This window comes from Streptomyces sp. NBC_01232, from assembly GCF_035989885.1.
Lineage (GTDB): Bacteria > Actinomycetota > Actinomycetes > Streptomycetales > Streptomycetaceae > Streptomyces.
On sequence record NZ_CP108518.1, the window covers coordinates 2,409,183 to 2,430,792 of the forward strand.

20 protein-coding genes are annotated in these 21,610 nt (G+C 70.7%); 4 read left to right on the plus strand and 16 right to left on the minus strand.

Annotation, left to right across the window (positions count from 1 at the left end):
- The first annotated feature begins 183 nt into the window (after positions 1-183).
- Positions 184-1,137, plus strand: coding sequence for a zinc metalloprotease (locus tag OG444_RS11345; RefSeq protein ID WP_327266741.1), 954 nt, complete (start codon positions 184-186; stop codon positions 1,135-1,137).
- Positions 1,138-1,200: 63 nt separating this feature from the next.
- On the opposite strand, the gene OG444_RS11350 is transcribed toward OG444_RS11345, so the two are convergent.
- The gene (locus tag OG444_RS11350) at positions 1,201-1,782 is read right to left on the minus strand and encodes a dienelactone hydrolase family protein (protein WP_327262043.1); all 582 of its coding nucleotides are present in this window, start codon (positions 1,780-1,782) and stop codon (positions 1,201-1,203) included.
- Between the two features lie 36 nt (positions 1,783-1,818).
- Here OG444_RS11350 and OG444_RS11355 point away from each other — a divergent pair, with 36 nt between their 5' ends.
- Positions 1,819-2,865, plus strand: coding sequence for a mechanosensitive ion channel family protein (locus OG444_RS11355; RefSeq protein ID WP_327266742.1), 1,047 nt, complete (start codon positions 1,819-1,821; stop codon positions 2,863-2,865).
- On the opposite strand, the gene OG444_RS11360 is transcribed toward OG444_RS11355, so the two are convergent.
- Complete coding sequence (locus OG444_RS11360) at positions 2,862-3,461, minus strand: TetR/AcrR family transcriptional regulator (RefSeq protein ID WP_327262044.1); 600 nt, start codon at positions 3,459-3,461, stop codon at positions 2,862-2,864. The two genes, OG444_RS11355 and OG444_RS11360, sit on opposite strands and share 4 nt — an antisense overlap.
- Before the next feature lie 67 nt (positions 3,462-3,528).
- Between OG444_RS11360 and OG444_RS11365 the strand changes: the two genes are divergently transcribed.
- Positions 3,529-4,044, plus strand: a complete 516-nt coding sequence (locus tag OG444_RS11365) for an SRPBCC family protein (protein WP_327262045.1) — start codon at positions 3,529-3,531, stop codon at positions 4,042-4,044.
- Between the two features lie 24 nt (positions 4,045-4,068).
- Here OG444_RS11365 and OG444_RS11370 read toward each other — a convergent pair whose 3' ends face one another.
- The 5 genes from OG444_RS11370 to OG444_RS11390 all read right to left on the minus strand — a co-directional run bounded on the left by OG444_RS11370 (position 4,069) and on the right by OG444_RS11390 (position 8,727).
- Entirely contained in the window at positions 4,069-5,661 is a 1,593-nt protein-coding gene (locus tag OG444_RS11370; RefSeq protein WP_327262046.1) for a Na+/H+ antiporter, read from the minus strand.
- A gap of 148 nt (positions 5,662-5,809) precedes the next feature.
- Positions 5,810-6,289, minus strand: coding sequence for a GNAT family N-acetyltransferase (locus tag OG444_RS11375; protein WP_327262047.1), 480 nt, complete (start codon positions 6,287-6,289; stop codon positions 5,810-5,812).
- Complete coding sequence (locus OG444_RS11380; protein ID WP_327262048.1) at positions 6,286-7,227, minus strand: RluA family pseudouridine synthase; 942 nt, start codon at positions 7,225-7,227, stop codon at positions 6,286-6,288. Before OG444_RS11380 ends, OG444_RS11375 begins: the two co-directional genes overlap by 4 nt.
- Before the next feature lie 41 nt (positions 7,228-7,268).
- Positions 7,269-7,829, minus strand: a complete 561-nt coding sequence (gene lspA / locus OG444_RS11385; protein WP_327262049.1) for a signal peptidase II — start codon at positions 7,827-7,829, stop codon at positions 7,269-7,271.
- A gap of 148 nt (positions 7,830-7,977) precedes the next feature.
- Positions 7,978-8,727, minus strand: a complete 750-nt coding sequence (locus OG444_RS11390; protein ID WP_327262050.1) for a TraR/DksA family transcriptional regulator — start codon at positions 8,725-8,727, stop codon at positions 7,978-7,980.
- 608 nt (positions 8,728-9,335) lie between these two features.
- Here OG444_RS11390 and ileS point away from each other — a divergent pair.
- Positions 9,336-12,482: an isoleucine--tRNA ligase gene (gene ileS, locus OG444_RS11395; RefSeq protein WP_327262051.1), complete on the plus strand. Its 3,147-nt coding sequence runs from the start codon at positions 9,336-9,338 to the stop codon at positions 12,480-12,482.
- 310 nt (positions 12,483-12,792) lie between these two features.
- On the opposite strand, the gene OG444_RS11400 is transcribed toward ileS, so the two are convergent.
- The 9 genes from OG444_RS11400 to ftsW form a co-directional block, all read right to left on the minus strand.
- Positions 12,793-14,001, minus strand: coding sequence for a DivIVA domain-containing protein (locus OG444_RS11400; protein WP_327262052.1), 1,209 nt, complete (start codon positions 13,999-14,001; stop codon positions 12,793-12,795).
- Between the two features lie 82 nt (positions 14,002-14,083).
- The gene (locus OG444_RS11405; RefSeq protein WP_030385571.1) at positions 14,084-14,380 is read right to left on the minus strand and encodes a YggT family protein; all 297 of its coding nucleotides are present in this window, start codon (positions 14,378-14,380) and stop codon (positions 14,084-14,086) included.
- 60 nt (positions 14,381-14,440) lie between these two features.
- Positions 14,441-15,058 carry a cell division protein SepF gene (locus OG444_RS11410; protein ID WP_030031797.1) on the minus strand — a complete coding sequence of 206 codons (618 nt, stop codon included), beginning with the start codon at positions 15,056-15,058 and terminating at the stop codon, positions 14,441-14,443.
- 149 nt (positions 15,059-15,207) lie between these two features.
- Positions 15,208-15,927, minus strand: a complete 720-nt coding sequence (locus OG444_RS11415; protein ID WP_327262053.1) for a YggS family pyridoxal phosphate-dependent enzyme — start codon at positions 15,925-15,927, stop codon at positions 15,208-15,210.
- Positions 15,914-16,681, minus strand: a complete 768-nt coding sequence (gene pgeF, locus OG444_RS11420) for a peptidoglycan editing factor PgeF (RefSeq protein WP_327262054.1) — start codon at positions 16,679-16,681, stop codon at positions 15,914-15,916. The genes OG444_RS11415 and pgeF overlap by 14 nt, the downstream gene beginning before the upstream one ends.
- A 17-nt stretch (positions 16,682-16,698) precedes the next feature.
- Positions 16,699-17,904, minus strand: a complete 1,206-nt coding sequence (gene ftsZ, locus OG444_RS11425) for a cell division protein FtsZ (protein ID WP_030385574.1) — start codon at positions 17,902-17,904, stop codon at positions 16,699-16,701.
- Positions 17,905-18,183: 279 nt separating this feature from the next.
- Complete coding sequence (locus OG444_RS11430; protein WP_405788583.1) at positions 18,184-19,056, minus strand: cell division protein FtsQ/DivIB; 873 nt, start codon at positions 19,054-19,056, stop codon at positions 18,184-18,186.
- Between the two features lie 31 nt (positions 19,057-19,087).
- The gene (murG, locus tag OG444_RS11435; RefSeq protein WP_327262056.1) at positions 19,088-20,182 is read right to left on the minus strand and encodes an undecaprenyldiphospho-muramoylpentapeptide beta-N-acetylglucosaminyltransferase; all 1,095 of its coding nucleotides are present in this window, start codon (positions 20,180-20,182) and stop codon (positions 19,088-19,090) included.
- 6 nt (positions 20,183-20,188) lie between these two features.
- The gene (gene ftsW, locus OG444_RS11440) at positions 20,189-21,550 is read right to left on the minus strand and encodes a putative lipid II flippase FtsW (protein WP_327262057.1); all 1,362 of its coding nucleotides are present in this window, start codon (positions 21,548-21,550) and stop codon (positions 20,189-20,191) included.
- Positions 21,551-21,610: the final 60 nt, after the last annotated feature.

Consider the following 21,610-nt stretch of genomic DNA (forward strand, 5'->3'; position numbering starts at 1 on the left):
GCCCCATGTGCATCAGAAGCAACAAATCTTTTACGTAGAGCACTTGACCTGAATATGTCATGCACACATAAGCTTCCCGCCAGCTGAAGAAGATCCTTCAGGCCACCACCCTCACAACCCCCCACGCGAGGAGCACACGTGCGCGCAGTCGCCCGCATATCCCCCCTTCTCCGCCGCCGCCTGATGGGCACGGCGGTTCTGGCCGGAACCCTGGCCTTCACTCCGCTCGCGTCCCCCACCACGCTCGCGGCCGCCAAGTCCCCCGCCGAGGTCTGCGCCGACCAGCCCGCCGCCTCCGGCGCCGCGAACGCCCGTGTGGCGCGCGCCCACGACGAGCACGCGGACGAGCCCAACGCCGTCAGCGACGCGCAGGCGAAGGCCATGGACGCCGACCTGAGAGCCAAGCTCGACAAGGCCCTCAAGAACCAGCCGCAGCGCAGCCTCGCCGCTGCCGAGGCCGTCGTGAACATCCCCGTGTACTTCCACGTCGTGCACTCCGGCACCACCGGAAAGCTGACGGCCACGGACGTCAGCAAGCAGCTGGCGGTCCTCAACGCGGCCTACGGCGGCCAGGGAACCGGAAACGTCAACACGAACTTCCAGTTCACCCTGGCGGCCACCGACTACACGGACAACGCCTCCTGGTACAACCTGGCCTCCGGCTCCCAGGCCGAGAAGGACATGAAGAACACCCTGCGCAAGGGTGGTCCGGGCGCGCTCAACTTCTACACCGCCAAGCTCTCCGGCGGCCTGCTGGGCTGGGCGACCTTCCCGACCTCCTACGCCTCCAGCCCCAAGATGGACGGCGTGGTCGTGCTCGACAGCTCGCTGCCGGGCGGCTCCGCGGCCAACTACAACGAGGGTGACACCGCCACCCACGAGGTCGGCCACTGGCTGGGGCTGTACCACACCTTCCAGGGCGGCTGTAACGGCAACGGCGACTACGTCTCCGACACCCCGGCCGAGAAGAGCGCCGCGTACGAGTGCCCGACCGGGCGCGACAGCTGCGCGAGCAAGCCCGGTGCGGACCCGATCCGCAACTTCATGGACTACACGTACGACTCGTGCATGTACCAGTTCACCGCCGGCCAGGTGGCTCGCATGTCGAGCAGCTGGACCGCGTACCGGGCGGGCTGACCCTCCCCTGCGACAAGGGCCCGGTCCGGCATCCGCCGGGCCGGGCCCCTTCGTTCTCCGCGCCTACGCGCCCGGCTGCAGGTCGTCGAGGAAACCGACCGCGACCTTCCAGACCTGCTCGGCGGCCTCGGCGTCGTAGTCGTCCAGCTCCGGGTCGGTGAACAGGTGCCCGGCCCCCGGGTAGCTGTGGACCTCCACGTCGGCGCCCGCCCGTTGCATCCGCAGGTACCAGGCGGTCAGCCAGTCGTGCGGCTCGAAGGGGTCCGGGTCGGCGATGTGCAGCTGCACGGGCAGGTCGTCCACCGAGGCGCCGTCCTCCAGGTCCGCCGTCCCGTGCAGGAGCAGCAGCCCGCGCGCCTTCTCGTCGGCCATCGCCAGGTGCTGGGCGACCGAGCCGCCGAAGGAGAAGCCCGCGTAGACCAGCCCCTGGTCCGAGTAGGGGGCGGAGGCCAGCACCGCGCGCTTCAGCAGTTCGTCACGGCCGATCTCGTCCCGGTGGGCCATGCCCTCCTCGACGGTCCCGAAAGTGCGTCCCTCGAAGAGATCCGGCACCTGGACCTGGTGCCCGGCCGCGCGCAGCCGGTCGGCCGCCGCGTGCACCGCGGGCCGCAGCCCGTACGTCGAATGGAAAAGCATGATGTTCATGCCTCCATCGTGCCAGCTACGTTCATCCCCATGGAGATGGAGAACGTCCTGCGCCCCGTCACGGTCATCGGCGGCGCACTGGTCGCCACCCTGATCGCGGGATGGCTGCTGGACCTGCTGCTGCGCCGGGCCGACGCCCGGCACACCGAGACCCCTCTGTGGGGCCTGCTGCGCCGCTGCCGGTTGCCCTTCCAGGTGGTGCTGTGCACCTCGCTGCTCAGAGCCTCGTACCGGCAGGCCGGGATCCTCCCCGGCCATCACCTCGGCGTCGGCCGGTTCCTCACCCTCGTACTGATCGCGTCCGCGGCCTGGCTGGCGGTGCGCATCGCGACGGCCGCGGTCGACTCCACCTACGCGCGCTACGCCGCCGTGACCGAGGACGACGCCCGGGTCCGCCGGGTCCGCACCCAGGTCACGCTGATCCACCGGGTGGTCACGGCGCTGGTGGTCGTGGTCGCGGTGGCTGCGATGCTGCTGACCTTCCCGCCGATGCGTGCGGTCGGCGCCTCGCTGCTGGCCTCGGCGGGCGTCCTCGGCATCGTGGCGGGCATCGCCGCCCAGGCCTCCCTGAGCAATCTCTTCGCAGGCCTGCAGATCGCCTTCGGCGACACCGTCCGCATCGGCGACACGGTGGTGGTGGACAAGGAGTGGGGCCGGGTCGAGGAGATCACCCTGACCTTCCTGACGGTCCGCACCTGGGACGAGCGGCGCATCACGATGCCCGTCTCGTACTTCACGAGCAAGCCCTACGAGAACTGGTCGCGCGGCGGGGCGCAGATGACCGGAACGGTCTTCTGGCACCTGGACCACAGCGCGCCGATCGGCTTGATGCGGGACCGCCTCCAGGACATCTTGAAGGAGATCCCGGAGTGGGACGGCCGCGGGGGCGGGCTGGCCGTGACGGACACCACACCGCACACGGTCCAGGTCCGCGCCGTGGTCACGGCGAAGGACGCCGACGACCTCTGGACGCTGCGCTGCGCGGTGCGCGAACGCCTGATCACCTGGCTGGTGGCCCACCACCCGTACGCCCTCCCCCACATCGCCACCGCCCCGGCCGCGGAGGGCCCGGCGGGCGGCTAGGCGGCGGCGGTGGGGGCGGCGAGGAGCGCCGCCGCGCTCTCCTCGGCGAGGTCCTCGGCGTGCGGCGGCAGCGGCTCGCCGGCGCGCAGGTGGCGGCGGACGACCGAGAGCGGCAGGTCGACCAGCGCCAGTGTGATGCGGTCCAGGTCCTGGGGCTCCGTCGCGCCGAGGGACGCGGCGAGGGTGTGGAGGGCGCCGTACACGCGCCAGTTGCCGGAGTCCGCGCGTCCGGTGTGCTCCTCGGACCAGTCGGCGCGGCCGAACTCCCACGGGCCGTGCAGCAGCAGGGCCGCCTCCTCGGGGTGGGCGCGGCTCCAGCCGACGACGTGCCGGGCCGCCGCGCGGGCGGCCAGCCGGGGGTCGGGGTCGCTGTGCAGGCAGGCGAAGTAGCCCTCCTGGAACCGCTCGACGGTACGCAGCCACACCTCGGCGAGCAGCGCGCTGCGCCCGGCGAAGCGGTGGTACATGGAGCCGCTGGGCGCGCCGATCGCCTGGGCGACGGCGGACATGCTCACGCCGCCCGGGCCGCCGGAGGCTGCCAGCCGGACGGCGGCGTCGAGGATCTGGTCGGTGTCGAAGCGGGGTGGTCTCGCCATGAATCAGAGAGTACCCTCCAGATTATTAGAGACCCATCTCTAATAATGCGAAGGGGAGAACCGGGCCATGGGCGTCTACAACGTGCACGAGCGTCTGATCACGGCGAAGGAGAGCGAGGTCGGCGCACTCATCGACACGCTGGCCTGCGGGGAGGACGACCGGCTGTGGCCCGGACGGCTGTGGGAGGAGATGGAGTTCGACCGCCCCCTGGGCGTCGGGGCGGTGGGCGGACACGGACCGGTGCGCTACACCGTGGCCGCCTACGTGCCGGGGACCTGGGTCCGCTTCACCTTCACCGGGCCACGCGGATTCCACGGCTTCCACGAGTTCACCGTGCTGCCCGTCGACGCCGAGCGCACCGCCCTGCGGCACACCATCGCGATGCGGATCACCGGCCTCGCCCGCATCACCTGGCCGCTGGCCTTCCGCTCGGCGCACGACGCCGTCCTGGAGGACTGCCTGGACCTCGCCGAACTGGCGTGCACGGGCACGATCGCCCGAAAAGCCCGCTGGTCCCCTTACGTCCGCCTCCTGCGCGCCGTGGAACGCCTCTCCCTGCGGCTCGCCCCCGCCGGCACCTGAGGGGGCACGGGCACACAGCCCCGTTCAGGGAGCGCGCAGGCTCCGTACGTCCAGATGTCGCAGCACCCGGTCCACGATCTCCGGATCGGAGCCGGGTTCGCTGCGGGCGGCCAGGACCTCGTGGCGGGCGGCCGACATCATCTCCCGCTGGATCCGCTGGATGTCGTGGAGCCGCTCCACCCGCTTCGCGTACGCCTCGCGCCGCTCCTCGTCCACCATGTCGGGGCTGATCCTGGCCCCCACCTCGTACGCCCGCCGGTAGAGCTGCTCGACCAGGTCCTCCGGCAGCTCCTCCGCCTCCTGGATCTCCTTCAGGCGCTGCTTCGCGGCCTTCGCGGCGCGGATCGCCAGCTGCCGCTCGGCGTCCCGGTAGGCGTCCGTGTCGGCCTCCACTCCCAGCCGCCGCACGAGCCACGGCAGCGTCAGCCCCTGGCACACCAACGTCGTCATGATCACCGCGAACGCGATGAAGATGATCTGGTCCCGCCCGGGGAACGGCTCCCCTGCGTCCGTCCGCAGCGGAATGGCCAGCGCCAGGGCCACCGAGGCCACGCCGCGCATCCCGGCCCACCACATCACCACGCTCTCCCGCCAGCTCAGCGGGATCTCCTCGTCGTAGTCGCGCAACTGGTGCAGCTTCTTGGTGAGCCAGCCGGCCGGCAGCAGCCACACCAGCCGTACTCCGACCACCACCGCGACCACGACCGCCGCCCAGCCGGCCATCTCCCAGAGCCGGTCCTCCGCCGTGCCGAAGACGTTGTGCAGCTCCAGCCCGATCAGTCCGAAGGCCACGCCGGTGACCAGCATGTCGACGACCTCCCAGAAGGTGTGCCCCGCGAGGCGCCCGAGCACGTCGTCGGCGTCGCTCGCGTACTCGGCGAGGAACAGGGCAGTCGTCAGCACGGCCAGCACCCCCGACCCCTGGAGCTCCTCCGCCACCACGTACGAGACGAAGGGCACCAGGAGCGTCAGCCCGATCTGCAGGGTGGCGTCGCCGAGCAGTCCCATGAGCCGGTTGGTGACCCAGCCGAGCGCGAGCCCGACGGCCACGGCCACCACGGCGGACAGTACGAATTCCCCGAGCGCGTCGGGCCAGGAGAAGCTGCCGCTGACGACGGCGGCGACGGCCACGTGGTAGAGCACGATCGCCGTCACGTCGTTGAAGAGACCCTCGCCCTCCAGGATCGACACCATGCGGCGGGGCAGTCCGAGCGATCCGGCGACGGCGGTGGCGGCCACCGGGTCGGGCGGGGCGACGAGCGCGCCGAGGGCCACGGCGGCGGCGATCGGCAGCCCGGGCACGACGGCGTTGGCGACGGCGGCCACGGCCGCGGTGGTGACGAACACCAGGGCCACGGCCAGCAGCAGGATGGGCCGGACGTTGGCCGCGAACTGCCGCCAGGAGGTGCGCTGCACGGAGGCGTACAGCAGCGGCGGCAGCACCAGCGGCAGGATGAACTCGGGCGGCACCTCGACGCTCGGCACGGCCGGCACCAGGGCGAGGACCACCCCGCCGATGGTCATCAGCACGGGCGCGGGCAGTCCGAGCCGGTCCCCGAGCGGCACCGTGACGACGGCCCCGAGCAGGAGGACGAACAGCAGAGCAAGCTGATCCACTCCCCCACCCTGCCAGTCCGCTGCGCTTGGCCGGTGCGGTGACGGGCCCGCGGCTCCGTGTCGGGCTCCGACCCGAACCCCCTACGGCGCTCCGCGCCCGCGCCTCGATCGCCGGCGGGGCTGGATTTTCCGGCCCCGGCAGCGGCGGCTACGGGAGCGGGCGGCGCATCGCGCGGTGCGGGATGCCCGCGTCCTGGAACTCCGGGCCGTAGGCCACGTACCCGAGCCGCTCGTAGAAGCCCAGCGCATGCGTCTGCGCGCCCAGATCGACCGCGGCCAGCCCCCTCCGGGCCGCCTCCGCCTCGATCGCGCGCACCAGCGCCACACCCACGCCCAGCCCGCGCGCGGACTTGGCCACGGCCAGCCGGCCCAGCGAGCCGACCGTCAGGTCGCCCGTCTTGCCGAGGGCCACCGGCCCGTGCAGCAGCCGGCCCGTGCCCAGCGGCACACCGTCCGCGCCCACGGCCAGCACGTGCACCGCGTCCGCGTCGTACGCGTCGTACTCGATCGACTCCGGCACCGACTGCTCGACCACGAAGACCTCGGACCGCACCGCGAAGCACGCCTTCAGGTCCTCCTCCGAGGCGGCGACCCGGACCTCGACCGTGCCCGGGACCGGCGAGGTCACTCGCTCTCCGCCCGGATCACGTCCAGCGCGTGCTGGAGGTCCGCCGGGTAGGTGCTCTCGAACTCGACCCACTGCCCGTCCGACGGGTGCTCGAAGCCGAGCCGCACCGCGTGCAGCCACTGCCGGGTGAGGCCGAGCCGCTTCGCGACGGTCGGGTCGGCGCCGTAGGTCAGGTCGCCGACGCAGGGGTGCCGGTGCGCGGACATGTGCACGCGGATCTGGTGCGTACGGCCGGTCTCCAGCTTGATGTCCAGCAGCGAGGCGGCGCGGAAGGCCTCGATCAGGTCGTAGTGGGTGACGGACGCCTTGCCGTCCTGGATCACCGCCCACTTGTAGTCCGCGCTGGGGTGCCGGCCGATCGGCGCGTCGATCGTGCCGCTCATCGGGTCCGGGTGGCCCTGGACCAGCGCGTGGTAGCGCTTGTCGACGACGCGCTCGCGGAACTGGTTCTTCAGTGAGGTGTAGGCGCGCTCCGACTTCGCGACGGCCATGAGGCCGGACGTACCGACGTCGAGGCGGTGCACGATGCCCTGGCGCTCGGACGCGCCGGAGGTGGAGATGCGGTAGCCGGCCGCGGCGAGGCCGCCGATGACGGTGGTGCCGGTCCAGCCGGGGCTCGGGTGGGCGGCGACGCCCACCGGCTTCATGATGACGACGATGTCGTCGTCGTCATGGACGATCTCCATGCCGGGGACCGGCTCGGCGACGAGCTCGACCGGACGCGGCGGTTCGGGCATCTCGACTTCGAGCCAGGCGCCACCGTGCACACGCTCGGACTTCCCGACGACACTGCCGTCGACCGACACCTTCCCCGCGGCCGCGAGATCGGCCGCCTTCGTCCGGGAAAATCCGAACATACGGGCGATGGCGGCGTCGACGCGCTCGCCCTCGAGGCCATCGGGAACGGGCAGGGTGCGGATCTCGGGAATCGTACTCACCCGTCGAGTATGCAGGACGGGGCGGACGGGCCGTCCCGCGATCAGTCCTTGTGGACGGTCCCGTCCGGGTCCAGACCCTTGAAGGACAGCAGGACGATCAGGATGCCGCCGCACACGATCGCCGAGTCGGCGATGTTGAAGACGGCGAAGTGGGCCGGCGCGATGAAGTCGACGACCGCACCCCGGAACACGCCCGGCGAACGGAAGATCCGGTCGGTCAGGTTGCCCAGCGCACCGCCCAGCAGCAGGCCGAGCGCGATCGCCCACGGCAGGCTGTAGAGCTTGCGGGCCAGCCGCACGATCACCACGATCACGGAGGCCGCGATGCAGGTGAAGATGATGGTGAAGGCCTCGCCGAAGCCGAAGGCGGCGCCCGGGTTGCGGACCGCCTCGAACCTCAGCAGGTCACCGATGATCTCGATCGGCGGCTGGTGCTCCAGCTTCGCCACGACCAGCATCTTGGTGCCGAGGTCGATCAGGTAGGCGAGGACCGCCACGACGAGCAGAGCCGCGATCCGCCGGCGCCCCTTGGGCCCGGCGGACTCCGGCTGGGCGTCGTCCCCGACCTCCGGCGTACCGATGATGCGCTCCGCCTCTGCCACGTGAGTCCCTCGAACTAGCTCGAACAGGCTCCTCCTGGACCCTGACGGACACGAGGGTACGTCAGGGCCCCCGCGGACCGCCTGCCCCACCTCCCCGAATCCGGCCGGGACCCGCCTGCCGGGCCCGCCGGACCCGGCAGGACACCAGCTAGTGGCGCCGTTCCTGCTTCTGCTTGCAGTCCACGCACAGCGTGGCCCGCGGGAAGGCCTGCATCCTGGCCTTGCCGATGGGCTGCCCACAGCTCTCGCAGAGCCCGTACGTGCCCGCCTCCAGCCGTTCCAGGGCCCGCTCGGTCTGCTCCAGCATCGAGCTGGCGTTCGCCGCGAGGGCCAGCTCGGACTCCCGGGTGATGTTCTTGGTGCCCGTATCGGCCTGATCGTCGCCCGCACCGTCCCCGGAGTCCCGCATGAGGCCGGAGATGGCCACCTCGGAGGCGTCGAGCTCGGCCCGCAGCCGCAGCACCTCCGACAGGAGCTCCGTACGGGCGTCCTCGACCTCCTTGGGGGTCCAGGGGTCCTCCCCGGGCCGTACGGCGAGCTCGCCCGGGGCCAGGGCCGCCGTGGCCCGTGCCTTGGGGAGCCCGCTGGTGGCGGCCGCGGCCGTCTTCCTCGCCGTACCTGCGCTCTTCTTGGCAACCACTTTCCGGACTCCCGTCTTCTTCGCGGCGTGCGCCGCCCCCTCGGCCGCGGCCTTCTTGGCCGTGGCCGTCCGCTTCTCGACGGCGGTCGTCTTCTTGACGGCGGTCGCCTTCCCGTCCGGAGCCGACGCGCCGGCAGCGGTCTTCCGGGCAGCGGCCGCCTTCTTGGCGGGAGCCGCTTCCTCGGAGCCCTCCGCCTTCCCGGCGGCCTTCCCGACAGCCTTCTTGGCAGTACTCCCGGCGGTCTTCTTCGCCACCATGGCCGCGGCCCCTTCACATACTGTGATCTTTGCTCGCGAATCGTGCCGGAACGATAAATCGACACCGGCCCCGCGGCAACGGGGCACGCATCCATCGAGGTCAACCTGCATCCGTTGTGCCCATCAGGAGCCCCGGTAATCCGCCACTCCCGCCCCACCCGATCCGCAAGCGGCTGCGCAGGCCCATTCGGGTCACGCCGTGGTCCCGTGCGGACCCTGCGCGCGCCCCCGCCACGCCGGGGCGTCGGCCCCCGCACGGGCCCCCGAAAACCGGTCTGCCGCGCGCCCTGCGGGCCCGTACACTGGGCCCAGCGAAAGGCATGGACGGGGACGAGTAGCGTCGTACGCAGCCAGGAGCGACCCGGGGACGGTGAGAGCCCGGGGGCGAGCGCGATGTGAAGGATCACCCCTGAGCCGCCGGAAGAAAGCCCGCACGGCATCCCCGTACGGCGAGTAGAACCGGCTTCGCACCCCAATGAGGGGGCCACCGGATCCGTCCGGCGGCCAAGGAGGGTGGTACCGCGGGAGCAAGGCGTCCTGGATTCCCAGGAACGGCTCTCGTCCCTCCGGACGGAAGTGACACCCCGCCGGAGGAAGAGTTCAGCCTCATGACCACACCGCCGCAGTACCGCCCGGTACCCGCCCAGGTCGACCTGCCTGCCCTCGAGCACGCCGTCCTCGACTTCTGGCGCGAGAGCAAGACCTTCGCCAAGACCCTGGAGCAGTCCGAGGGCCGCCCCGAGTGGGTCTTCTACGAGGGCCCGCCCACCGCGAACGGCATGCCCGGCGCGCACCACATCGAGGCCCGCGTCTTCAAGGACGTCTTCCCCCGCTTCCGCACCATGCGCGGCTACCACGTGGCCCGCAAGGCCGGCTGGGACTGCCACGGCCTGCCCGTCGAGCTCGCCGTCGAGAAGGAGCTGGGCTTCAACGGCAAGCAGGACATCGAGGCGTACGGCATCGGCGAGTTCAATGCCAAGTGCCGCGAGTCCGTGACCCGCCACACCGACGCGTTCACCGAGCTCACGACCCGGATGGGCTACTGGGTCGACCTGGACGACGCCTACCGGACCATGGACCCCGAGTACGTCGAGTCCGTGTGGTGGTCGCTGAAGGAGATCTTCAACAAGGGCCTGCTCACCCAGGACCACCGCGTCGCCCCCTGGTGCCCCCGCTGCGGCACCGGCCTGTCCGACCACGAGCTCGCCCAGGGCTACGAAACGGTCGTCGACCCCTCCGTCTACGTCCGCTTCCCGCTGACCTCCGGCCCCCTCGCCGGCGAGGCGGCGCTGCTGGTCTGGACGACGACCCCGTGGACCCTGGTGTCCAACACGGCCGTGGCCGCGCACCCCGAGGTCACGTACGTCGTCGCGACCAATGGTGAAGAGAAGCTGGTCGTCGCCCAGCCGCTGCTCGAGAAGTCCCTCGGCGAGGGCTGGGAGGCCACCGGCCGGACCTTCACGGGCAAGGAGATGGAGCGCTGGACGTACGAGCGCCCCTTCTCCCTCGTGGAGTTCCCGGCCGAGGCCCACTACGTCGTGAACGCCGAGTACGTCACGACCGAGGACGGCACCGGTCTGGTCCACCAGTCCCCCGCCTTCGGCGCCGACGACCTCGCGGTCTGCCGCGCGTACGGCCTGCCCGTCGTGAACCCGGTCCGCCCCGACGGCACCTTCGAGGAGGAGGTCCCGATGGTCGGCGGCGTCTTCTTCAAGAAGGCCGACGAGAAGCTGACCGCCGACCTCGACGCGCGCGGCCTGCTCTTCAAGCACATCGCCTACGAGCACAGCTACCCGCACTGCTGGCGCTGCCACACGGCCCTGCTCTACTACGCGCAGCCGTCCTGGTACATCCGCACCACCGCCGTCAAGGACGCGATGCTGCGGGAGAACGAGAAGACCAACTGGTTCCCGGACTCCGTCAAGCAGGGCCGCTTCGGCGACTGGCTGAACAACAACATCGACTGGGCGCTCTCCCGCAACCGTTACTGGGGCACCCCGCTGCCGATCTGGCGCTGTGAGGAGAACCACCTCACCTGCGTCGGCTCGCTCGCGGAGCTGTCGGACCTGACGGGCACCGACCAGTCGAACCTGGACCCGCACCGTCCGTACATCGACGACGTGACCTTCACCTGCACCCACGAGGGCTGCTCCCTGCCCTCGGTCCGCGTGCCGGAGGTCATCGACGCCTGGTACGACTCGGGCTCGATGCCGTTCGCGCAGTGGGGCTACCCGCACAAGAACAAGGAGATCTTCGAGAAGCGCTACCCGGCGCAGTTCATCTCGGAGGCCATCGACCAGACGCGCGGCTGGTTCTACACGCTGATGGCGGTCGGCACCCTCGTCTTCGACAAGTCCTCCTACGAGAACGTGGTCTGCCTGGGCCACATCCTCGCCGAGGACGGCCGCAAGATGTCCAAGCACCTGGGCAACACCCTGGAGCCGATCCAGCTCATGGACACGCACGGCGCCGACGCCGTGCGCTGGTTCATGGCGGCCGGCGGCTCCCCGTGGGCGGCCCGTCGCGTGGGCCACGGCACGATCCAGGAGGTCGTCCGCAAGACCCTCCTCACGTACTGGAACACGGTGGCCTTCCAGGCCCTGTACGCCCGTACGTCGAACTGGGCGCCGTCCGCCTCCGACCCGGCCCCGGCCGACCGCACGGTCCTCGACCGGTGGCTGCTCTCCGAGCTCCACACGCTCGTCGCCGAGGTCACCGAGGCGATGGAGTCGTACGACACCCAGCGCGCGGGCAAGCTCCTCTCCGCCTTCGTGGACGACCTGTCGAACTGGTACGTCCGCCGCTCGCGCCGCCGCTTCTGGCAGGGCGACGCGGCCGCGCTGCGCACCCTCCACGACGTGGTGGAGACGGTCACCCGGCTCCTCGCCCCGCTGACCCCGTTCATCACGGAGCGGGTGTGGCAGGACATGGTCGTCCCGGTGACCCCGGACGCCCCCGAGTCGGTGCACCTGTCGTCGTGGCCGGTGGCGGACCGGGCGGCGATCGACCCGGCCCTGTCCCAGCAGATGCAGCTGGTCCGCCGGCTGGTGGAGCTGGGCCGGGCGACGCGCGCCGAGTCCGGCGTCAAGACCCGCCAGCCGCTGTCGCGCGCGCTGGTCGCGGTCTCGGGCTTCGAGTCCCTCTCCCCCGAGCTGCACTCGCAGATCACGGAGGAGCTGAACGTCTCCTCCCTGGCCTCCCTCTCGGAGGTCGGCGGGTCCCTGGTGGACACGACGGCGAAGGCGAACTTCCGGGCGCTGGGCAAGCGCTTCGGCAAGGGCGTCCAGGACGTGGCGAAGGCGGTGGCCGCGGCCGACGCGGCGGCGCTGTCCCTGGCCCTGCGGTCGGGCTCGGCGGTGATCTCGCTGAACGGTGAGGAGATCTCCCTCTCTCCGGAGGAGGTCATCATCACGGAGACCCCGCGCGAGGGCTGGTCGGTGGCGTCCGACTCGGGCGCGACGGTCGCCCTGGACCTGGAGATCACGCCGGAGCTGCGGCTGGCGGGCCTGGCCCGTGACGCGATCCGCCTGATCCAGGAGGCCCGGAAGAACTCCGGCCTCGATGTGGCCGACCGCATCGCGCTGCGGTGGTCCTCGGCGGACCCGGAGGTCGTCACGGCCCTCACGGACCACGCGGGCCTGATCGCGGACGAGGTCCTCGCCACGGACTTCGCGTCCGGCGATGCCGATGCGGCCTACGGTGACCCGTTCACGGACGAGCCCCTCGGCCTGACGTTCCGCCTCCGCAAGGCGTAACCCGGCCCCGAGCGGCCCGTACCTCCCCTCGCCGGGAGGTACGGGCCGCTTCCGTCTGCCCCGCCGTTTCCCGGGCTCCGCCCGGACCTGCGCCTCAAACGCCGGCGAGGCTGGATCCCCCAGGAGCGGGGTTCGGGGCGGAGCCCCGGTCTTTCAGCCTCGCCGGCGTTTGAGGCGCGGGGGCTCGGGGGCGGAGCCCCTGCGACGGCGACGCACGCGGGCAGCAGAACGGGCCGGGCCCGGTGCCCCCGAAGGGGAACCGGGCCCGGCCCGTAGAGCGCGGCTGCCGACCGCAGAACGGCGGCGGCGCCTAGTTGTCGTCCTCGTCGATCAGGAAGCCCCGCATCGGCGACGGCGCCTGCATCGGCTGCGGCGCGGCCGGCCGCACCGGAGCCATCGGCTGGGTCATCGCCGGGGACATCTGCTGCTGGCCGCCGTAGGACGGACCGGCGCCCATCGGGGAGGGACCGCCCATGGGGGACGGGCCACCCATCGAGGGACCGCCCATGGAGTGGCCCATCGCACCGGCCGGAGCCATCGAGGGGGACGGCGACGGCGGAAGCGCGGGACCGGCCGGCCCACGCGGCGGGGCCAGGGAGTCGTCGGCCTGGGTCTCCAGCTGACGCAGCTGGGACTCGAGGTACGACTTCAGACGCGTGCGGTACTCACGCTCGAAGCCCCGCAGGTCCTCGACCTTGCGCTCCAGTGTGGCGCGGGCGGACTCCAGGGAGCCCATCGCGACGCGGTGCTTCTCCTGCGCGTCCCGCTCCAGCGCGTCGGCCTTGGCGCGGGCGTCCCGCTCCAGGCCCTCGGCGCGCGACCGGGCCTCGCCGACGATCTTGTTGGCCTCGGAGCGGGCCTCCGCGATCGCCTGGTCGGCGGTCTGCTGCGCCAGCGACAGGACGCGGGCGGCGCTGTCGCCACCGGGGCCCTGCTGCGGAAGCTGCGGCTGCTGCTGGTGCATCTGCTGCATGGGCTGCATCTGCTGCCCCATCTGCTGCATCTGCTGGCCCATGGGCTGCATCTGCTGCCCCATGGGCTGCATCTGCTGGCCGAGGGGGTTCTGGCCGCCCATCGACTGCTGCTGCATGGGCTGGCCCATGCCCTGCGGTCCGCCCATGGGGTGCTGCTGCATGGGGCCGCCCATCGGGCCCGGACCCTGCGGTCCGTTTCCGCCGGGACCGGCCGGGAGCTGCGGCGGGCCGCCCGGGAGCTGCGGCGGGCCCATCTGCGGCTGCTGCTGCTGCGGCGGGCCGGATATGGCCGCGGGCACGGGGGCGCCGGGGCCGCGCTGGTCCTGGGGCTCAGGCTTGCGCATGCCCTGCTGCTGCTGGTTCTGCGCGGCGGCACGCGTAGCGGCGGCCAGCTTGGCGCGCAGGTCCTCGTTCTCGCGCAGCAGGCGCGTCAGTTCGGACTCAACCTCGTCGAGGAAGGCGTCGACCTCGTCCTCGTCGTAGCCTTCTCGAAGGCGGACGGTCGTGAACTGCTTGTTCCGCACGTCCTCGGGAGTCAGCGGCATGTCTTCTTCACCTCTACGTAGTCGTCGGCAGTCGGCAGGACCGTATCGGGACTGTCCCCGCGCGTGCGGGGGAGCTCATCGTTCACACGCTTCTCGCAGCGGTGCTCACGAAACTGATGAGGATGTAAACGATGATCATCAGAACGAAGAAGGACAGGTCGAGTGCCACGCCCCCGAGACGCAACGGCGGAATGGCCCGCCGAAGAAGCTTGAGCGGTGGATCGGTGACAGTGTAGGTGGCCTCCAGAACGACCACCATCGCCTTGCCGGGTGTCCATGAACGTGCGAACTGGAACACATAGTCCATGACCAGTCGGAAGATCAGCACGATGAGGAAGCACATCAGCGCGATGTAGACCACTTGCAGTGCGACGCCCATCCCGCGCTTCCCTCTCCCCGTTCTACGTTCTGTTCCCGGCCCCGTGTCTGACGGATCGGTCTAGCTTTGGTTGAAGAACCCGCCCTCCGCGATGCGGGCCTTGTCCTCCGCCGTGACATCGACGTTAGCAGGCGACAGCAGGAACACCTTCTGTGTCACGCGTTCAATGCTGCCGTGCAGACCGAAGACGAGTCCGGCGGCGAAGTCCACGAGACGCTTCGCATCCGTGTCGTCCATCTCCGTGAGATTCATGATCACCGGAGTGCCCTCACGGAAGTGTTCCCCGATGGTACGGGCCTCGTTGTAGGTCCGGGGGTGCAGCGTCGTGATGCGGTACGGCTCCCGCTCGGAGACGACCTTGGGCATGATCACGGGGGCGTTCTTCTCCAGGTTCGTGCGATCAGGTGTGATGGATGCCACGGGGGCGATTCGCGCAGGACGTCCGTTTTCCACCGGAATTGGGATGGGTTCACGCTGCGCCGGAGGCTGTACGGCTCGTACCGGTTCGTCCGATACGGGCGATTGGTGCACGGGCTGCTGTCGGCGATCCCGTTCCCGAGCCCGCTCCATCTCCGGCTCGGGCTCGAACTCGTCGTCGGGGTCGTACCCCGGGTTGTCGTACCGGTCGTCCTCCACGAGGCCGAGGTAGACCGCCATCTTGCGCATCGCGCCGGCCATTCTCCGAGTCCTCCGCTCTGTGGTGGATCGCCCTGTCGCAGGTGCCGCCGTGTCACGAATGTCACCAACTGCCCGCGATCCACTTGGTCTGCCCGCCCATCAGCGGGAATGACCATATTTTCTGCTGTGGTCCGACTTTCTTCGCGACGTTACCCGAGCCGGGGTCTCGCGCCGAGTACCGCAGTGCCGACGCGTACATGTGTCGCACCGGCCGCCACGGCCTGTTCCAGGTCTGCGCTCATCCCGGCCGACACCATCGTGGCAGCCGGATGGTCCACGCGCACGCGGGATGACAATTCCATCAACCGCTCGAAAGCGGCCTGTTCGCGTCCCGCGTACCGGCCGGACAGCGGAGCGACCGTCATCAGGCCGTCGAAGCGCAGTCCCGGGGCCCCGGCGACGAGGTCCGCCAACTCCGCGAGCTGCTCCGGCGCCGCGCCGCCGCGGGTCCCGCGCTCCCCCGACTCGGCGTCGAGGGCGATCTGCACGAGGCACCCGAGTTCCCGGCCGGCGCTCACCGCGGCCGCCGAGAGGGCGGTCACGAGTTTCGGTCGGTCGACCGACTGCACCACTTGCGCGTATCCCGCCACGGAACGGACTTTGTTCGTCTGCAACTGACCGACGAAGTGCCAGCTGAGCGGCAGATCCGCGCAGGCCGCGGCCTTGGGGGCGGCGTCCTGGTCACGATTCTCCGCAACATGACGGACACCCAGGTCCGCCAGCAGTCGTACGTCGCTCGCGGGGTAGGTCTTGGTGACCACGATGAGCGTCACCTCGTCCCGCCCCCGCCCCGCCGCCGCGCAGGCGGACGAGATACGTTCCTCCACCCGCGCCAGGTTCTCGGCGAGCTCCGACTTACGATCCGTCATTCTTCTTTTCCCCCGGGGGTCCGGGGGTCTCCCCCCGGGAAAGCTCTGTCAACCAGACATATCCGGCAAGGCGGCCGGTCACCCGGTCGCGGCGGTACGAGAAGTGGTCCCGCGACTCCAGTGTGCAGACCGGGGAACGGCCGGTGTTCACCACCCCCACCCCCGCGAGCTGGGAGTGCACTCCCGCGACCACGTCGACCGCCGGTGTCCCCCAGCTCGTCTCGGCCCGGGCGGCGGGCACCACTTCGGCCACCGCCTCCCGCATGTCGGCCGGCACCTCGTAGCAGTGCCCGCAGACCGCCGGTCCCGTACGGGCCACGATCCGTCCGGGCTCGGCCCCCAGGGCGACCATCGCCTCCACGGCGGCGGGCACCACCCCCGCGACCAGTCCCGGCCGCCCGGCGTGGGCGGCCGCGACGACCCCGGCGACCGGGTCGGCCAGCAGGACCGGCGTGCAGTCGGCGGTGAGGACCGCGAGGGCGAGCCCGCGACGGGCGGTCACCACCGCGTCCACCGCGGGGACCTCCGCGTCCGCTCCCCAGGGACCGTCCACGACCGCCACGTCCCGGCCGTGCACCTGGTTCATCCAGACCACCCGGTCCGGCGCCAGCCCCAGGGACTTCGCCGCCCGTGCCCGGTTCGCGAGAACGGCGGCCGGGTCGTCTCCGACCGCGCCGCCGAGATTGAGCTCCTCGTACGGAACGGCGCTCACTCCGCCCCACCGGTCGGTGAAGGCGAAGTGGGCGCCGCCCACGTGATGCTGCTCTGGTGTCACTTCAAGAAGTCCGGGACATCCAGCTCCTCGGCCGGGCTGTCCTGGTACGGCCGGGCCGTGGGGACCTGCGGCGCGGGGGCCTGGACCTCGACCGGGGCCGCCTCGACCGGAGCCGGGGGCTCCTCGCGCGGGGTGACCGAGCCGAGACCGCCGAAGGCCGGGCGGACCGGCTCGGCGGCACGGACCGGAGCCGGTGCCGGCTCCTCGCGCTTGGTGGACGCGGCGCCGATGACGTTGTCCCGGCGGGCCGGGGGCTGTCCGCCGTCGAACCCGGCGGCGATGACGGTGACCCGTACCTCGTCGCCGAGCGCGTCGTCGATGACGGCGCCGAAGATGATGTTCGCCTCGGGGTGCGCGGCCTCGCTGACCAGCTGCGCGGCCTCGTTGATCTCGAAGAGACCGAGGTCCGAGCCACCGGAGATGGAGAGCAGCACGCCACGGGCGCCGTCGATGGACGCCTCCAGCAGCGGCGAGGAGATCGCCATCTCGGCCGCGGCCACCGCGCGGTCGTCGCCGCGGGCCGAGCCGATGCCCATCAGGGCCGAGCCCGCCTCGGACATCACGGACTTGACGTCGGCGAAGTCGAGGTTGATCAGACCCGGGGTGGTGATGAGGTCGGTGATGCCCTGGACGCCGGACAGCAGGACCTGGTCGGCCGACTTGAAGGCGTCCAGCACGCTGACCTGGCGGTCCGAGATGGACAGCAGTCGGTCGTTGGGGATGACGATGAGGGTGTCGACCTCTTCGCGGAGCTCGGCGATGCCGTCCTCCGCCTGGTTCGCGCGACGCCGGCCCTCGAAGGTGAACGGCCGGGTGACCACACCGATCGTCAGGGCGCCGAGCGAGCGCGCGATGTTGGCGACGACAGGTGCGCCGCCCGTGCCGGTGCCGCCGCCCTCACCGGCGGTGACGAAGACCATGTCGGCCCCCTTGAGGACCTCCTCGATCTCCTCGCGGTGGTCCTCTGCCGCCTTGCGACCGACGGCCGGGTTGGCGCCGGCGCCGAGGCCACGGGTGAGTTCACGGCCGACGTCGAGCTTGACGTCGGCGTCGCTCATCAACAGCGCCTGGGCGTCCGTGTTGATGGCGATGAACTCGACGCCCTTGAGACCGACCTCGATCATTCGGTTGATGGCATTGACACCACCGCCGCCGACACCGATGACCTTGATGACTGCGAGGTAGTTCTGCGGTGCTGCCACGTCGAAGGCCTCTCGCCTCGAGTTACGTGTCGCCGCCTCGCGGGCCTGCGTTGCGACGACTGATGCCGAAATAGGGACGGTCCGAACACGCCGACCCGAACCCTCACCCTGAAGTTTAGGGTTAGGGGTGTGTCTGTTCCTCGGACTCTTCCGAACAGGACACTAAGTCGACAAGTAGCGCGTGTTCAACGAACACGCCGAACCTCCCGTTTTTCTTTTCACCCTATGTGATCACCCGTATCGCTGGCCAACCAGGGTGCGCCGCTGTTGGACCGGACGTCAACTCCCGGACGCAGCAGGGGCGGTGGGGACGCTCACGTCGAAGTGAACAGCCTTGGGCGCGGCTTTCAACAAAGCGTTCAAAGCACGCCCCTTCGCATCGCTCTGTTCACCGCTCCCCCACGTCACGGACCGCCCCCGGGTGAGCTCCAGGACCACCGAATCATAGGAACCCACCTTGACCTGCACGGTTTCCTTGGCGATCGACTCCGGGAGGGCGCCCGCGACGAGAACGGCCTCGTGCAGCAGCCGCTCCTCGTCGAAGCGGCGGGCGCTCGGCGATCGACCGGCGTTCAATTCGAGGACCGGAACACCCGCGGGTGCTTTCGGAACCGTGTCGAATCGCACACCCGATGCGTCCACTTCGACGAAGTTGGCGCCCTTTTTGATGAGCAGGACGGGTTTGCGTTCCGTCACTTTCAGACCGATGCCGTGCGGCCAGGCGCGCACCACGTCGACCGTGTCGATGCGGGGCAGCCTGCCGCGGACGCGGCCCTCGATCTCCTCGGTGTCGACGCTCATCAGGGGGGCGCCGACCGGGACCGCCGCGGCGCCGAGGACCTGCTCGGAGGTGAGCACGTCCATGCCGGTGGCGGCGACCTTCTCCACGCGCAGCCAGGAGGAGCCGTAGAGCACCCAGGTGCCGCCTCCCACGAGGAACACGGCGGCGGCCAGGGACGCCAGCACGGGGCCCCGGCGCAGGCGTGCACCGGGGCCCTGTGGGCGGGGTCCCTTCGCCGGCTCGGAACCCTTCGGGACCTTGGGGCCTTTGGGGCCCTTCGGTGGCCTGGGAGCGCCGCTGCCCTTGCGGGCAGACGGGCCGGACCGATCAGAAAACGGTGTCCCGCGCTGTGCGGTCGTCCCTCCGGCCACTCCTGTGCCTCCTGCGTCTGCGCTACCCGCCTCAGCGGGACCTGTGGGCCGCGATCGCCTCGTAGACCATGCCGACCAGGAGCTCGTCGGCGTCCCGGCGGCCGAACTCACCGGCGGCGCGGGACATCTCGTACAGGCGGTGCGGGTCGGACAGCACCGGGAGGATCTGGCCCAGCACCCAGTCGGGCGTCAGTTCCGCGTCGTCCACGAGCAGGCCGCCGCCGGCCTTGACCACCGGCTGGGCGTTGAGCCGCTGTTCGCCGTTGCCGATCGGCAACGGGACGTAGGCGGCGGGAAGCCCGACGGCGGAGAGTTCGGCGACGGTCATCGCGCCCGCGCGGCACAGCATCATGTCGGCGGCGGCGTACGCGAGATCCATCCGGTCCACGTACGGTACCGGCACATACGGCGGCATCCCGGGCATGTTGTCGACACGCGGCAGTTCGTTCTTCGGTCCGACGGCGTGCAGGATCTGGATCCCGGAGCGCTGGAGGGTCGGCGCGACCTGCTGGATCGTCTCGTTGAGGCGGCGGGCGCCCTGCGAGCCGCCGGAGACCAGCAGCGTGGGCAGGTTGGGGTCCAGGCCGAAGGCGGCGCGCGCCTCGGGGCGGACGGCGGCCCGGTCGAGGGTGGAGATGGAGCGGCGCAGCGGGATGCCCACGTAGCGGGCCCCGCGCAGCTTGCTGTCGGGGGTGGAGACCGCGACGGCGTGCGCGTACCGGGAGCCGATCTTGTTGGCCAGTCCGGGCCGGGCGTTGGCCTCGTGGACGATGATCGGCACCCCGAGCCGCTTGGCCGCGAGGTAGCCGGGCAGGGCCACGTAGCCGCCGAATCCGACGACGCAGTCGGCCTTGGTGCGCAGGAGGATCTCCTCCGCGGCCTTGATGGTGCCGCGCAGCCGTCCGGGGACGGTGATCAGTTCCGGGGTCGGCTTGCGGGGCAGCGGCACGGCGGGGATCAGTCCCAGCTCGTACCCGCGTTCCGGCACCAGGCGGGTCTCAAGTCCGCGCTCCGTGCCGAGGGCGGTGATGCCCACTGAAGGGTCCTGCCTGCGCAGGGCGTCCGCGAGGGCGAGCGCCGGCTCGATGTGGCCGGCGGTCCCCCCACCGGCGAGTACGACATGCACCGAAATTCACCGCTCTCCGGACGGACGCTTCTTGACGCGCCGTCTCATCGACTTCCATCTCACCCCGGTCCGCCACCAGCCGGTCTTCGGCTGTCGCATCGCGAGGGCCGCGCGCGCCGCCGGTTCCTCTCGCGCGAAGGCGATGAGCAGTCCGACCGCGAACATGGTCGGGAGCAGGGCCGACCCCCCGTAGGAGAACAGCGGGAGCGGGACTCCGGCGATCGGCAGCAGGCCGAGTACCGCACCGATGTTGATCACGGCCTGGGCCGTGATCCAGGTGGTCACACCTCCCGCGGCAAACCGTACGAAGGAATCCTCCGTGCGTCCGGCCACGCGGATACCCGCATAGCCTAGAGCCGCGAACAGGGCGAGCACCGACAGCGTCCCCGCCAGACCCAGTTCCTCCCCGGTGATGGCGAAGATGAAGTCGGTGTGGGCTTCGGGTAGTTGCCCCCATTTTTCCACACTTGCACCGAGGCCGGAACCGAACCAGCCGCCCGATGCGAGGGCGTAGATCCCGTGAACGGCCTGCCAGCAAAGGTCGTTCTTGCCCGGTTCTGTCGCACCGAGGCATTCCAGCCGGTCCATCCGGTGCGGGCTCGTCTTGATGAGCAGTGCGACGATCGCACCCGCGAAGACGAGCACCCCGACGAACATCCGGGTCGGGGCCCCGGCCAGCCAGAGCAGTCCGAACAGGATGGCGCCGAGGATCATCGCGGTGCCCATGTCCCCGCCCAGCATGATCAGCCCGAGCAGCAGGAAGGCCACCGGGACCAGCGGGACCAGCAGGTGCTTCCACTGGCTCAGCAGCCCCTTGTCGCCCTTGCGCGCCAGCAGGTCGGCGCCCCACAGGATCAGTGCCAGCTTGCCGAACTCGCTGGGCTGGAGCATGAACGGACCGCCGAGGGAGATCCAGTTCTGGTTGCCGTTGATCGAGACGCCTATCCCCGGGACCTGGACCAGGACCATCAGGAAGAGCGTGCCGGCGAGCACCGGATAGGAAAGCGCCCGGTGCAGTTTGACCGGCATCCGGGAAGCGGCCAGCAGGAGTACGCCGCCGATGAGGGCGGCGAGGAACTGCTTCTTGAAGAAGTACGCGTCGCCGAGGCCGAGCTGGAGGGCCTTGATCATCGAGGCGGAGTACACCATCACCAGACCGAGCACGGTGATGAGCAGCGAACTGCCGAAAATCAGGTAATAGGCAGTGAGCGGGCGGTCCCACGCCTTCTCCAACTGCCGCTGCGTACGGCGCAGCCGGGCCAGCGGCCCGCGCCCGGCGGGCCGCTTCGAACTCACCGCGGGGCGTTTGCGGCCCTGCGCCTTGACGGCGGACGGCCGCCGCCCCGGCAGCATCTGCTTGGCCGGCATCTGTGATCTTCCCCTCCACTCGTACGAGGCGAGCAGCCGGCCGGAGGGAACCTGTCCCGG